This window comes from Actinacidiphila paucisporea (assembly GCF_900142575.1).
GTDB lineage: Bacteria > Actinomycetota > Actinomycetes > Streptomycetales > Streptomycetaceae > Actinacidiphila > Actinacidiphila paucisporea.
Window position 1 is genome coordinate 505589 of record NZ_FRBI01000001.1, and the last position, 11918, is coordinate 517506.

Sequence of the window (11918 nt, forward strand, 5' to 3'; positions counted from 1 at the left end):
GTATCCGTTGGGCCGGGGAACCTGCTGATGGGACCACGCGTTAGGCACAGCGAAGGCGTACGGGCGGCAGTCCGCGGCACGGTGCGGACTCCCGGCCCCCGGGGCAGCAGTGCTCTTATCCGGAGCTAACGGGCGAGGTGGATATGGTAGAGGCTCTACTGGCAACCACCAGAGCCGACAGGGGAGGTGCGGCTGCGGCCGGTGACCGGAAGGTGCTGACGCGCTTTCGACGGTCGGCCGGACAGCCGAAATCCGTGACCAAGACTGCTGATGACAGTTCACGCGACAGCGACTCCTCGACCGCGACATTCGCCACCGACGGGGACCCTCAGGCGTGGACGCCTCCCTCCTGGGAGGAGATCGTCAGCACGCACAGTGCCCGGGTCTACCGGCTGGCCTACCGCCTGACCGGCAACCAGCACGACGCGGAGGACCTCACCCAGGAGGTCTTCGTGCGGGTCTTCCGCTCCCTGTCCACCTACACGCCCGGCACCTTCGAGGGCTGGCTGCACCGCATCACCACCAACCTCTTCCTCGACATGGTGCGGCGCCGCCAGCGCATCCGCTTCGACGCCCTCGGGGACGACGCGGCCGAGCGGCTGCCCAGCCGCGAGCCGTCCCCCGCGCAGCACTTCAACGACACCCACTTCGACGCGGACGTCCAGCAGGCGCTGGACACCCTCGCGCCGGAGTTCAGGGCCGCCGTGGTGCTCTGCGACATCGAGGGGCTGTCGTACGAGGAGATCGCGGCGACGCTGGGCGTCAAGCTCGGCACGGTGCGGAGCCGGATCCACCGGGGCCGCTCCCACCTGCGCAAAGCTCTGGAGCACCGGGCGCCCGGCGCCCGGCCGGTTCCCGCGCTCGCCGCCGCCGTGGTCGAACCTGGCCTGGAGGGCGGGAGAGCGTGAGCACCAGCGGTTCCGGCACGCAGCGGGCGCAGCGCACCACGCCCGCCGAGCAGCACCTGGGCGACCGGCTCGCCGCGTTCGTCGACGGCGAGCTGGCCGACGACGCCCGCGAGCGGGTGCAGTCCCATCTGGCCACCTGTCCGCAGTGCAAGGCGGCCGCCACCGAGCAGCGGCGGCTCAAGAACGTGGTGGCGGCCTCCGAGCTGCCCGCGATCTCCGCCGGGCTGCTGGCCAGGCTGCAGGGCCTGGCCGCCTGCGGCCCCAAGGACGGCGGTGACGACGGCACCGACGGCGGCGCGCTCCGCGGCGGCTACGGCGGATACGACGGCGTCCACGAGGTCCACGACGTCCGCGAGGTGTCGCAGGGCGGCCGGCGCGGTCCCTTCGACGGCGGCATGCTCGGCTCGGAGGTCTTCGCCTCCGGCGGCCGGCGCCGGCCCTCCTATCTCGCCCCGGCCGCCGACCTGGTGGCCCCCGGCGACGGCAAGGGCGCCCGCGGCTTCCGCGTCCACGAACTGGCCCGCAGCCTCACCGGTGACCAGCAGTCCGCCGCCGCGGCCCCGGCGGCCGCCTCGGCCGCCGTGCAGGCCTCCCGCGGCCGGCGGTTCGCCTTCGCCGCAGCGGGCGCCTTCTCGATGGCCGCCATCGCCATCGGCGGCGCCCTGCCGATGGAGGCCGGCATCGACGGCAGCGTCCGCCCGGACGACGGACCCGCGGTCACCCCCTTCAGCGCCGCCAACTCGGTCACCGACACCCACGGCACCACCCCGCGCGACATGCTGGACGCCCGCGACGAGCGCCGGCTGCGCCAGGTCAGCGTGGCGCTGCCCGGCGGTCTCGCGTCGGCGACCTCGGTGGCGTCGGTCACGTCGGCGGCCCTGAGCGGCGAGCGGCCCGACCCCGGGGCGCTCACGCCCGGCGCCCTCACCGGGGACCGCATCCCCGCGCTGAACGGCTCGGCACCCGGCCCCGCAGCGCTGCGCTGAGACGGTGCACCGAGACGCGAGCTTCATCGTGCGGAGACGTACTGTTGGCCGCAGCCACTCCCGCTACGCGCGCGGGGGCAGGTAACGTAAAGTCCGCCGGACTCAGCCTTCCCGGCTGCGGACGTCCCAAGGAGCTGCAAGGTGTTCTTCGACATAGGCCCGCTTGAGCTGGTCGCGCTCGTGGTCCTTGCCGTGCTCGTCTTCGGACCGGACAAGCTCCCGAAGGTCATCCAGGACACGATGGCCTTCATCCGCAAGGTGCGGGAGTTCTCCGACAGCGCCAAAGAGGACATCCGGCGGGAACTGGGCCCGGAGTTCAAGGACTTCGAGTTCGAGGACCTCAACCCGAAGACGTTCATCCGTAAGAACCTGATGAGCGACGAGGACGAGTACGGCCTGAAGGAGCTGCGGGACCTGGGCAACAGCCTGGACCTGCGCAAGGAGATGGCCGAGGTCACGGACGCGGTCAACGGCGTGGAGACCGCCGCGCCCGCCCGCAGGGCCGGCGCCGCCGCGGCCGGGTCCGGCACGCCCGACCGGCTGCGCAAGCGCGAGCAGCTGGACGACGACGAGCCGCCGCCGTACGACGCCGACGCGACCTGATCCCAGGGCCTGGCCGCGACCTGATCCCGCGGCCCTTCGCGGACGCTCCGAAGTCAACCGGATCAGGGTTTTTCGCCCGATCGAGTGATCATTGTCCATGTGTTCGCCGTCACCCCGCGCCGTTTCTGCCCCCGAACCCACCCAGGGTCGGGCAAGATGGCGAGTCGCCCAGAAGGGCAATGAGGAGGCGCGACCCAAATGGAGACGAAGACCGGTTCGGCACAGGGGGCGGTCGACGGCTACTTGATGGCCGACTTCCCGTGGTACGGGCTGGACGAGGCGTTCACCGGACGCCGCTGGCTGCACACGGTCGGGGCGAGCGGAGACGGCACGGTCGAATACGGCTCGATAGGGCATGGTGACGAGCCCACGCTCAAGGCCGACCCGGCCGACGAGACGCTGCGCTTCACCGTGGTCATGACGGTGGCTCAGCGCCCCGGGCGGCGCACCGCGGACGGCACCGGGCTGCTGGAGGCCACGTCCGTCTCCTCAGCCGCCTGGCTCGCCGGCTCGGGCCTGTTGGCATGCACCTGGCCCACCACGATGGAGCGGGCACTGCGCCAGGACTGGCTCGACCAGCAGACCGCGACGGCCTGGGAGCTCGCCGACGACCTCGACGGCTCGGGCTGGGCCGCGCTCACCCTCCCGGTCGACGGCGAACCGACCCCCTTCCACTACCGCGAGTCCGAATACGGCTGGGTCCTCGCCGGCTCGGCCCGCGGCGTCCACCTCGGCGCGTTCGGACGGGGCATGAGTGCGTACGGGTTGGCCTTGGCGGCCATTCCCGATATCCGCGCGTACGACGGCGCGTAGCGGTCTTCCGGGGGCCGCCCCACCGGGCCCTTGCGGGCTGCCCCCGGACCGTCCGCCTCGTCGCGGCCGCGAGCCCTTCAGGGGCTGCCCCTTGCGGTGCGTTGCTTGTCTGCGGGCGCGTCGTGGCTTGTCGCGCAGTTCCCCGCGCCCCTGACGGCTTGCCCTCGGGGCGGAGGGCAAGCGCTTTTCAGGGGCGCGGGGAACTGCGCGCCCCGCCGAGAAGGCGGGAAAGAAGGCAACGTCACAGCAAGGGGCAAGCACCCGGGGGCGCGGGGAACTGCGCGGTCAGCCCGCACCGGCGGGTGGGGCCGTGGCGCGCGGGTCAGAACTTGTTGCGCGGGGTGATGCCCAGGGACAGACCGGACAGCCCTCGCGCACGCGAGCTGAGCTTCGTGGCGATGGAGCGGAGGGCGACGCCCGCCGGGGAGTCGGGGTGGGCGATCGCGACCGGGCGGCCGTCGTCGCCGCCTTCGCGGAGGCGGATGTCGATGGGGATGCGGCCGAGGACGGGGACGGTGGCGCCCGTCGTGCGGGTGAGGCCCTCGGCGACGCGGTCGCCGCCGCCCGTGCCGAAGACGTCGACGATCTCGTCGCAGTGCGGGCACGGCATGCCGGACATGTTCTCGACGACGCCGACGATCTTCTGGTGGGTCTGGACCGCGATGGAGCCCGCGCGCTCGGCGACCTCGGCGGCGGCCTGCTGGGGGGTGGTCACGACCAGGATCTCCGCGTTGGGGACCAGTTGGGCCACCGAGATCGCGATGTCGCCGGTGCCCGGCGGCAGGTCGAGGAGCAGGACGTCGAGGTCGCCCCAGTAGACGTCGGCGAGGAACTGCTGGAGGGCGCGGTGGAGCATGGGGCCGCGCCAGACCACGGGGGCGTTGCCCGGGGTGAACATGCCGATCGAGATGACCTTCACGCCGTTCGCCGACGGCGGCATGATCATGTTCTCGACCTGGGTGGGGCGCCCTTCCGCGCCCAGCATGCGCGGCACGCTGTGGCCGTAGATGTCCGCGTCCACCACGCCGACCTTCAGGCCGTCCGCGGCCATCGCGGCGGCCAGGTTGACCGTCACCGAGGACTTGCCGACGCCGCCCTTGCCGGAGGCCACCGCGTAGACCCGCGTCAGCGAACCCGGCTGCGCGAAGGGGATCTCCTTCTCGGCCTGCCCGCCGCGCAGCGTGCTCGCCAGCTCGCGGCGCTGCTCGTCGCTCATCACGTCCAGCGTGACCTGGACCGAGGTGACGCCGGGAACGGCCGTCACGGCCGTCGTGACGCGTTCGGTGATCGTGTCCCGCATGGGACAGCCGGACACCGTCAGATAGACGGTGACGGCGACCGTGCCGTCCTCGGCGATGTCCACGGATTTGACCATGCCGAGGTCGGTGATCGGCTTGTGGATCTCCGGGTCGTTCACCGTGCCGAGCGCGGCGCGCACGGCCTCGTCGGTCGGTGTGGCGGTCGGCGTGGTGCCCGAGCCGTACGTGGTGGTAGCCATACGTTGATGGTACGGCGGCGCCGTGCGGCCGATCAGCGCGCCCGGCCGTCGGCTTCGTCACCCCGTGCCGGGCGCCCCCGCGCCGGATGCGCCGGGTGGGCCGCGCGTTCCTCGATCTCCTTGAGCAGGTCCTGCAGTTCCGACCTGATCCAGTCGCGGGTGGCGACCTCGCCCAGGTTCACCCGCAGCGCGGCGACCTCCCGGGTCAGGTATTCGGTGTCGGCGATGCTGCGCTCGTTCTGCTTGCGGTCCTGTTCGAGGTTGACCCGGTCGCGGTCGTCCTGCCGGTTCTGCGCGAGCAGGATCAGCGGGGCCGCGTAGGACGCCTGGAGCGACAGCATCAGGGTCAGGAAGATGAAGGGGTAGTTGTCGAACCGCAGCGCCCGGGGCGCGAAGATGTTCCACAGCACCCACAGGATGATGATGACCGTCATCCACACGATGAAGCGCCCGGTGCCCAGGAAGCGGGCGATCCGCTCGGAGAACTTGCCGAAGGCCTCCGGGTCGTACGCCGGCAGCCACCTGCGGCGGGAGGCGCGCGGCTGGTCGAGGCGGACCCGGGGCCGGGGCGCGGCGGTGGCGCCCGCCGGGTGCCGGTTGCCGACCGTGCGCTCGCGGTCGTCAGCGGCCATCGGCGGCCTCCGTCACGCGCCGGACGTGCTCCTCGCCGTGCAGTTCGGTCTCCCGCCAGTCCTCGGGCAGCAGGTGGTCCAGGACGTCGTCCACGGTGACGGCGCCGAGCAGCGACCCGCTCTCGTCGACGACCGGCGCGGAGATCATGTTGTACGTGGCCAGGAAGCTGGTCACCGACGGCAGTGCGGTGCCCGGGGTCAGCGGCTGCAGGTCGGTGTCCACGATGGAGCCCAGCAGCGTGAAGGGCGGGTCGCGCAGCAGCCGCTGGAAGTGCACCAGCCCCAGGTACTTGCCGGTGGGCGTCTCGTCGGGCGGCCGGCACACGTAGACCTGCGCGGCCAGCGCGGGGGACAGGTCGGGGTTGCGGATACGGGCCAGCGCGTCCGCGACCGTCGCGTCGGGCCGCAGCACGATCGGCTCGGTCGTCATCAGCCCGCCGGCCGTGTGCTCCTCGTACGACAGCAGGCGCCGTACCCCGGCCGCGTCCTGCGGCTGCATCAAGGTGAGCAGCCGCTCCTGCTCGTCGGCGGGCAGCTCGGCCAGCAGGTCGGCGGCGTCGTCGGGGTCCATCGCCTCCAGGACGTCCGCGGCCCGCTCCTCCTTGAGCTTGCTGAGGATCTCCACCTGGTCGTCGTCGGGCAGCTCCTCCAGGACGTCGGCCAGCCGGTCGTCGTCGAGGGCGGCGGCGACCTCGCCGCGGCGCTTGGGGGACAGGTGGTGCAGGACGTTCGCCAGGTCGGCGGGGCGCAGCTGCTCGAAGGTCGCCACCAGGTTCTCGGCGCCCTGGTCGTCCTCGGCGAGGCGGAAACCGGTGACCGCCGACCAGTCGACGGTCAGCGTCTCGCCCTTGCGGCGCAGCGCGCCGCTCTTGCCGCGGCGGATGAAGACCTTGTCGATCTCCCAGTCGCGGCGGGCGGGCAGCTGCACCATCGACACGTCGAGCACGGTGACCTCCTCGCCCGCCTCCTCGCCGGTGGTGGCGCTGGTGGCACCGCCGCCCTGCGGCAGCCAGCGCAGCCTGCGGTCGAGCAGCTCGCCGAGCACCAGGGTCTCGGTGGGGCGCTGCTCGAAGCGGCGCATGTTGACCACGCCGGTGGTGATCACCTGCCCAGACTCCACGCCGGTCACCCGGGTCATCGGCAGGAAGATCCGCCGCCTGCTGACCACCTCGACCACCAGGCCGAGCACCCGCGGCGGGCGGCCGCCGACCCGCAGCATCACCACGACGTCGCGGACCCTGCCGACCTGGTCGCCGTTGGGGTCGAAGACCGCGACCCCGGACAGGTGCGAGACGAAGACCCGGGGGGCGCCTGCGACCATCGGAGCCTCCTCTGCCGTCTTCCCAGGCCAGGCTACTCCGGGCCTATCCCACCCGCCCTGCGGGGTGCTCTCCGGGGGTACGCTGCGGTAGCTTCTGCCACGCCCGCAGCCGCCAGCCTCCGAGGGGTCGAGTCCACGTGTATCACGGTCGCAGGACCGCCGCCGTCCTCACCGCCCTCGCCTCCGCCCTGCTGCTCAGCGGCTGCCTGGGCCTGGGCGGCGACCCGGACGCCGGTACGAACGGCGTCGCGAAGCTCCCCGCGAAGACCATCGAGCAGAAGGCCGCCGCGGCCGCCAAGGCCGCGCCGACGGTACGGCTGACCGGCACCGTCGTCAGCAACGGGCAGACGTACCGCCTGGACATGCGGCTGCGCGCCGAAGGCGGGGTGGGCGAGGTCACCACCAAGGGCGACACCTTCCAGCTGCTGCGGGTCGGCGACGACCTCTACCTCAAGGCGGGCGCCGACTTCTACGGCACCGGCGACGACAAGGACAGCCAGGCCGCCGCCGCGAAGCTCAACGGCAAATACGTCAAGGTGCCGCCCGGCGACCCGGCGTACCGGCAGTTCAGCGGCTTCACCGACAAGAAGGTGCTGCTCGCCGACCTGTTCGTGCTCGACGGGACCGTCGACGTCGGCGACCACCGCAAGGTCGGCACGACCAGGACCATCGAGGTGACCGGCTCCGCGGGCGGCAGCCTGGACGTCTCGCTCAGCGGCGCCCCCTACCCGCTGCGCTACCAGCGGGCCGGCAACGCGGGCACCCTGACGATGGCCGACTGGGGCGAGGACTTCGCGCTGGCGGCGCCGGCGAAATCCGACGTCGTCGACTACGGCACGTCCGTCGGCGCGACGCCGACGCCGGCGTCCCCGCACAAGTAGCTCCGCAGGGGCGGCTCGGACGTCCACGCAAGAACGGCTCGGCAACAGCTCAGCGCTTGGCCTTGCGGCGGGCCAGCAGCCGGGGCAGTCCCGCCGGCATCGGCAGCCGCGTGGTGGCCGTCGTCGGCGGCGGCACCGCGGCGCCGGAGCCCGCGGGCATCGCGGCCGGGTGCTCGGCCGGGTCGCCGTCGGGGACCAGCCGGAAGAGCGAGCACTCCCGCGCCCAGCGCTCGGCGACCGTGTCGGCGTCGGCGAGGTTGAGCCGCTTGGTCCGCAGCTCGGCGACCGCGGCGGACCACGGCTCGCCGGCGGGGGCGAGCAGCTCCGCCCTGCCCTGCCAGCTGACCAGCCGGCCGCCCTTGTCCTTGCTGCGCACGGTCACCGACGCGGTGGCGCCGTCGGCGAGCCCGGCCGGCACCGGCTGCTCGACGGGGCCGCCGCAGAGCACGTACATCGCCCCGTCGATCCAGGCGTGCCACATGGCCAGGCCGTTCACCCAGACCAGGCCTGACTTCTTGGTGGCCTCCTCGATGAGGGCGCCGTGCTCGCTCGTCATGGGCCCAGACTAGGGCGCCCGGTCCCGCGCGGGGAATGACAGGTGCTCGGGACGCCCATGGGCCTTACTCTGGTGGGCGCCGCCCCCGCGCCGACGTACCGACCCCCAGGAGCACCGTGACCGCCCCGCAGAGCACCTCCGCCGCGCTCCCGGGTGCCGGCGTGCCCGCGGCGGCCGGCACGCCGGACGCCGCCGCGGCCTCGCGCGGCACCGACTTCACGCTGCTGGCCGTCGCCATCGCGGGCGTGTCGATGTCGGCGCCGCTGATCGCCGCGACCACCGCGCCGGCGCTGGCCATCGCCTTCTGGCGCAACGCCATGGCCGTCGGGGTGCTCAGCCCCGTCGCCCTGTGGCGGCACCGCAGCGAACTGCGCCGGATGGGCCGCAGGGCGCTCACCTTGTCGATGGGCGCCGGCGTGGTGCTCGCACTGCACTTCGGGCTGTGGCTGCCCAGCCTCACCATGACGTCGGTCGCCACCTCGACCGCGCTGGTCACCACCACCCCGATCTGGACCACCCTGATCCTGCGGCTGCGCGGCCACCGCCCGCCGGGACTGGTGTGGGCGGGCACCGCGCTCGCCGTCGTCGGCGTGCTGATCCTCACCGGCATCGACATGTCCACCGACACCCGCGCCCTGGCCGGCGACGCCCTCGCCCTGGCCGCGGGCCTCGCGGCGGCCGTCTACATGCTGCTGGGCGCGGAGGTGCGGCGTACCGCGACCACGACCGCGTACACCTTCGTCTGCTACTCGACCACCGCCGTGGTGCTGCTCGGCGCCTGCCTGGTGTCGGGGTCGGCGCTCGGTGGCTACGACGGGAAGAGCTGGCTGAAGATCGCCGCCCTGACCGTCGTCGCCCAGCTGCTCGGGCACTCGCTGCTCAACCGGGTCGTACGCGGCCTGGGCCCGTCCACCACCTCGACCGCGATCCTGCTGGAGACCCCGGGCGCGGCCCTGATCGCCGCCCTCTGGCTGGGGCAGACACCGCCCGCCGCCGCGTATCCGGCGCTCGGCGTGATCCTCGCGGGCCTGGCCCTGGTGATCCTCGCCGACCGCAGGAAGCGCGCGTGAGCGTCACCCGCCCTCAGAGCCAGCCGTTGCGGCGGAAACCGCGGTGGATGGCGTAGCAGATGGCCAGGATCGCGCACAGGACCGTCGGGTAGCCGTACCGCCAGCGCAGCTCGGGCATGTGGTCGAAGTTCATCCCGTAGACGCCGGTGATCATCGTCGGGACCGCCAGGATCGCCGCCCACGCGGTGATCTTGCGCATGTCCTCGTTCTGCACGACGGTCGCCTGCGCCAGGTTGGCCTGCAGGATGGAGTTCAGCAGGTCGTCGAAGCCGGTGACCTGCTCGTGCACCCGGGCGACGTGGTCGGCGACGTCGCGGAAATACTTCTGGATCTCCGGGTCGATCAGCCGCATCGGCCGCTCGCCGAGCATCTGCATCGGCCGCAGCAGCGGCGAGACCGCCCGCTTGAACTCCAGCACCTCCCGCTTGAGCTGGTAGATCCGCCCCGCGTCGCCGCCACGTGAGGACTTGCCCGGCTCGGCCGAGAAGACGTCGATCTCGACCTCGTCGATGTCGTCCTGCACCGCGTCGGTGACCGCCAGGTAGTCGTCCACGACCTGGTCGGCGATGGCGTGCAGAACCGCCGACGGGCCCTTGGCCAGCAGCTCCGGGTCGTCCTCCAGCCGGTGCCGCAGCGCGCGCAGCGAGCCGTGGCCGCCGTGCCGCACGGTGATCACGAAATACCGGCCGGTGAAGACCATCACCTCGCCGGACTCCACCACCTCGCTGGTCGCGGTCAGCTCCGCGTGCTCGACGTAGCGGATCGTCTTGAAGACGGTGAACAGCGAGTTGTCGTACCGCTCCAGCTTGGGCCGCTGGTGGGCGTGCACCGCGTCCTCGACGGCCAGCGGGTGCAGCCCGAACTCCTCCGCGATTCCGGCGAACTCCTGCTCGGTCGGCTCGTGCAGGCCGATCCACACGAAACCGTCACTGCCGTCGCACTGGTCCGACGCGCGCCCGGCCCGTACCGTTTCCAGCGCGTCCCGCAGGTCGATGCTGTCGGTGCACCGCACCCCGTCGCGGTAGACCGCGCAGTCCACCACCGCACTGGTGCCGGTCACCGCGTCACGCGTCGGGCCGTAGTCGTACGACGCGGGGGACCTGCGCAGCGCGGGACGCACGACTGCGCGGAGATCACGGATCATCGACATGGCAAGCTCCTTCACGGACTGGCCGACGGCATCACGCCGCACTGAACTGAGAGGCTGCTGCTGATCAGAATTCGTTGATCACGAGGCAGTTCAGGGCGCTCTTCCGATGCGGATTCGCTCCGCGGGCGGGCCGAGGCAGATCGCGTTTCACGGCATCGCAGCCGGGTATGGAACGCGAGGGCTCAGCAGGTCACACGGCGTGCGTGACGGCGGCAAGGGAAGAGCGGCCGGTACTGCACGGTCGACTAGGATCCATGTCAGTCCCCACCTCCTCCGGCCGTTCCCCGCTGGGGGATGACGTCGCGCGAACGCCCCACCATAGCAAGCCCGGCGGGCGCCGACGGCGCGCTCGGCGCGAACCTTACGCGTTCTATGCTCGCCGTATGGGTGAAATCCTGGCACTGGTCGAGGCGCGGCTGCGGTCCGTCTTCGGCGAGCCCGACGCCCGCGCGGCCGTCACCTTCCTCGGCGCCGAGCGCATCGAGGTCCTCCGCTTCACCGGCTCCGATCTGGTGCGGTACGCCACCCTCGGGATGTCCGCACAGCCCATGGCCGACCCGGTCGCCCCGCTCGCCGACCCCCTGCTCGGCCCGCGCGCCGAAGTCGTCCTCACCGTCAGGGCCGGCCGCGCCGACACGTCCGCGGTGCTGCGCCCGCTGGCCGTCGTCGCCGCCTCCCCCCAGGTCGAGGGCGTCGTCCTGGCCCCCGGCAACGCGCTCGACCTGGGCGAACCGCTCTGGTCCGGAGCCCCCTTCACCTCGGTCCTGGTCGCCGAACCGGCCGGCCTGGTCGACGACCTCCCCCTCCCCGCGCCCCGCGACCCGGTCCGCTTCCACCCCCTCCTGCCGATGACCCCGAACGAGGCGGCCTACAAGCGCGTCCACGGGGCCGAGGCGCTGCGCGCGCTCTGGCTCGACCACGGCACCGACCTCCGCGACCCGCTGCGCGGCGCCGTACCCCTCACCCCCTAGGCGGTGCCCCCCTGCGCAAGAGGGCGCCCTTCCGCTGGCGCGGTGCCCTTCAGGGGTGCGGGGAACTGCGCGCTCAGCCGGTCACCGGCGGGTGGTTCGGATCGGACCGAACAGCCCCTTTCGGCCGGTGGCGACGTGCAGCCGGTCGACGGCTGGTCGCGCCGTTCTCCCCCAGAGCTTCGCCTGGGCGGTACCCCTACACGCCCCCGGGAGGGGCACCCTCTTGCGCAGGGGGAACGTGGGGACCTGGAGCCCGGGGGGCACCCCCTACGCGGGGGTGCGGACCGGGACGGACGGGGCGGAGCCCGAGTGGTGGGGAGCCGCACCGGCGAGGCCGATGCCCATGAAGGCCACGACGGCGGCGCCCGCGGTGGCCCATACGGCGGTGGGCTGGCGGAGCAGGCTCACCTTCTCGTGTGCGATCTCCTCGAAGCCCTCGGTGCCGGTGCCGGTGTCGGTGCCGTCTGGCATGGCCCGCGTTCCCCTCTGGCCGGAAGTAGTTGCTGTATGCACACATAATAGGTTGGCT

Annotated in this window: 12 protein-coding genes and 1 pseudogene; 7 read left to right on the top strand and 6 right to left on the bottom strand. The window is 72.6% G+C overall.

Features of this window, described 5'->3' with window-relative positions; genetic code table 11:
* The first annotated feature begins 143 nt into the window (after positions 1-143).
* The 4 genes from sigE to BUE44_RS02390 all read left to right on the top strand — a co-directional run bounded on the left by sigE (position 144) and on the right by BUE44_RS02390 (position 3310).
* Positions 144-908 (top strand): RNA polymerase sigma factor SigE, encoded by a 765-nt coding sequence (sigE, locus tag BUE44_RS02375; RefSeq protein ID WP_200804304.1) that lies wholly within the window; start codon positions 144-146, stop codon positions 906-908.
* Complete coding sequence (locus BUE44_RS02380; protein ID WP_073493050.1) at positions 905-1894, top strand: anti-sigma factor family protein; 990 nt, start codon at positions 905-907, stop codon at positions 1892-1894. Before sigE ends, BUE44_RS02380 begins: the two co-directional genes overlap by 4 nt.
* Positions 1895-2035: 141 nt before the next feature.
* Positions 2036-2497 carry a sec-independent translocase gene (locus BUE44_RS02385; protein WP_073493052.1) on the top strand — a complete coding sequence of 154 codons (462 nt, stop codon included), beginning with the start codon at positions 2036-2038 and terminating at the stop codon, positions 2495-2497.
* 198 nt (positions 2498-2695) lie between these two features.
* On the top strand, positions 2696-3310 hold the full coding sequence (locus BUE44_RS02390; RefSeq protein ID WP_073493053.1) for a hypothetical protein: 615 nt from the start codon (positions 2696-2698) through the stop codon (positions 3308-3310).
* Positions 3311-3632: 322 nt separating this feature from the next.
* On the opposite strand, the gene BUE44_RS02395 is transcribed toward BUE44_RS02390, so the two are convergent.
* From BUE44_RS02395 to BUE44_RS02405, 3 genes are read right to left on the bottom strand one after another with little or no spacing between them, the layout of a single operon-like run.
* On the bottom strand, positions 3633-4808 hold the full coding sequence (locus BUE44_RS02395) for an Mrp/NBP35 family ATP-binding protein (protein WP_073493055.1): 1176 nt from the start codon (positions 4806-4808) through the stop codon (positions 3633-3635).
* Positions 4809-4840: 32 nt separating this feature from the next.
* Positions 4841-5440, bottom strand: coding sequence for a DUF1003 domain-containing protein (locus tag BUE44_RS02400; protein ID WP_073493056.1), 600 nt, complete (start codon positions 5438-5440; stop codon positions 4841-4843).
* Positions 5430-6761, bottom strand: a complete 1332-nt coding sequence (locus BUE44_RS02405) for a magnesium transporter MgtE N-terminal domain-containing protein (RefSeq protein ID WP_073493058.1) — start codon at positions 6759-6761, stop codon at positions 5430-5432. The genes BUE44_RS02400 and BUE44_RS02405 overlap by 11 nt, the downstream gene beginning before the upstream one ends.
* Positions 6762-6898: 137 nt before the next feature.
* On the opposite strand from BUE44_RS02405, the gene BUE44_RS02410 reads away from it, so the two are divergent.
* Positions 6899-7642 carry a hypothetical protein gene (locus tag BUE44_RS02410; protein ID WP_073493060.1) on the top strand — a complete coding sequence of 248 codons (744 nt, stop codon included), beginning with the start codon at positions 6899-6901 and terminating at the stop codon, positions 7640-7642.
* 49 nt (positions 7643-7691) lie between these two features.
* Here the strand turns inward: BUE44_RS02410 and BUE44_RS02415 are convergent, their stop codons facing one another.
* Complete coding sequence (locus BUE44_RS02415) at positions 7692-8198, bottom strand: hypothetical protein (protein WP_073493063.1); 507 nt, start codon at positions 8196-8198, stop codon at positions 7692-7694.
* A 116-nt stretch (positions 8199-8314) separates the two neighbouring features.
* Between BUE44_RS02415 and BUE44_RS02420 the strand changes: the two genes are divergently transcribed.
* A complete protein-coding gene (locus tag BUE44_RS02420) occupies positions 8315-9268 on the top strand; it encodes a DMT family transporter (RefSeq protein ID WP_407639982.1) in 954 nt (317 codons plus the stop codon).
* A 13-nt stretch (positions 9269-9281) separates the two neighbouring features.
* On the opposite strand, the gene BUE44_RS02425 is transcribed toward BUE44_RS02420, so the two are convergent.
* Positions 9282-10418, bottom strand: a complete 1137-nt coding sequence (locus BUE44_RS02425) for a magnesium and cobalt transport protein CorA (RefSeq protein ID WP_073493066.1) — start codon at positions 10416-10418, stop codon at positions 9282-9284.
* A gap of 383 nt (positions 10419-10801) precedes the next feature.
* Between BUE44_RS02425 and BUE44_RS02430 the strand changes: the two genes are divergently transcribed.
* On the top strand, positions 10802-11389 hold the full coding sequence (locus BUE44_RS02430; RefSeq protein WP_073493068.1) for a suppressor of fused domain protein: 588 nt from the start codon (positions 10802-10804) through the stop codon (positions 11387-11389).
* A gap of 330 nt (positions 11390-11719) precedes the next feature.
* On the opposite strand, the pseudogene BUE44_RS02435 reads toward BUE44_RS02430, so the two are convergent.
* Positions 11720-11860: pseudogene (locus tag BUE44_RS02435) on the bottom strand (MFS transporter); the annotation flags it as partial.
* Positions 11861-11918: the final 58 nt, after the last annotated feature.

Excerpts from the sequence above, each read along its gene's own strand:
- sigE (WP_200804304.1), top strand. The coding sequence starts at position 144 with ATGGTAGAGGCTCTACTGGCAACCACCAGAGCCGACAGGGGAGGTGCG.
- BUE44_RS02390 (WP_073493053.1), top strand. The coding sequence starts at position 2,696 with ATGGAGACGAAGACCGGTTCGGCACAGGGGGCGGTCGACGGCTACTTG.
- BUE44_RS02395 (WP_073493055.1), bottom strand. The coding sequence starts at position 4,808 with ATGGCTACCACCACGTACGGCTCGGGCACCACGCCGACCGCCACACCG.
- BUE44_RS02400 (WP_073493056.1), bottom strand. The coding sequence starts at position 5,440 with ATGGCCGCTGACGACCGCGAGCGCACGGTCGGCAACCGGCACCCGGCG.
- BUE44_RS02405 (WP_073493058.1), bottom strand. The coding sequence starts at position 6,761 with ATGGTCGCAGGCGCCCCCCGGGTCTTCGTCTCGCACCTGTCCGGGGTC.
- BUE44_RS02415 (WP_073493063.1), bottom strand. The coding sequence starts at position 8,198 with ATGACGAGCGAGCACGGCGCCCTCATCGAGGAGGCCACCAAGAAGTCA.
- BUE44_RS02425 (WP_073493066.1), bottom strand. The coding sequence starts at position 10,418 with ATGTCGATGATCCGTGATCTCCGCGCAGTCGTGCGTCCCGCGCTGCGC.
- BUE44_RS02430 (WP_073493068.1), top strand. The coding sequence starts at position 10,802 with ATGGGTGAAATCCTGGCACTGGTCGAGGCGCGGCTGCGGTCCGTCTTC.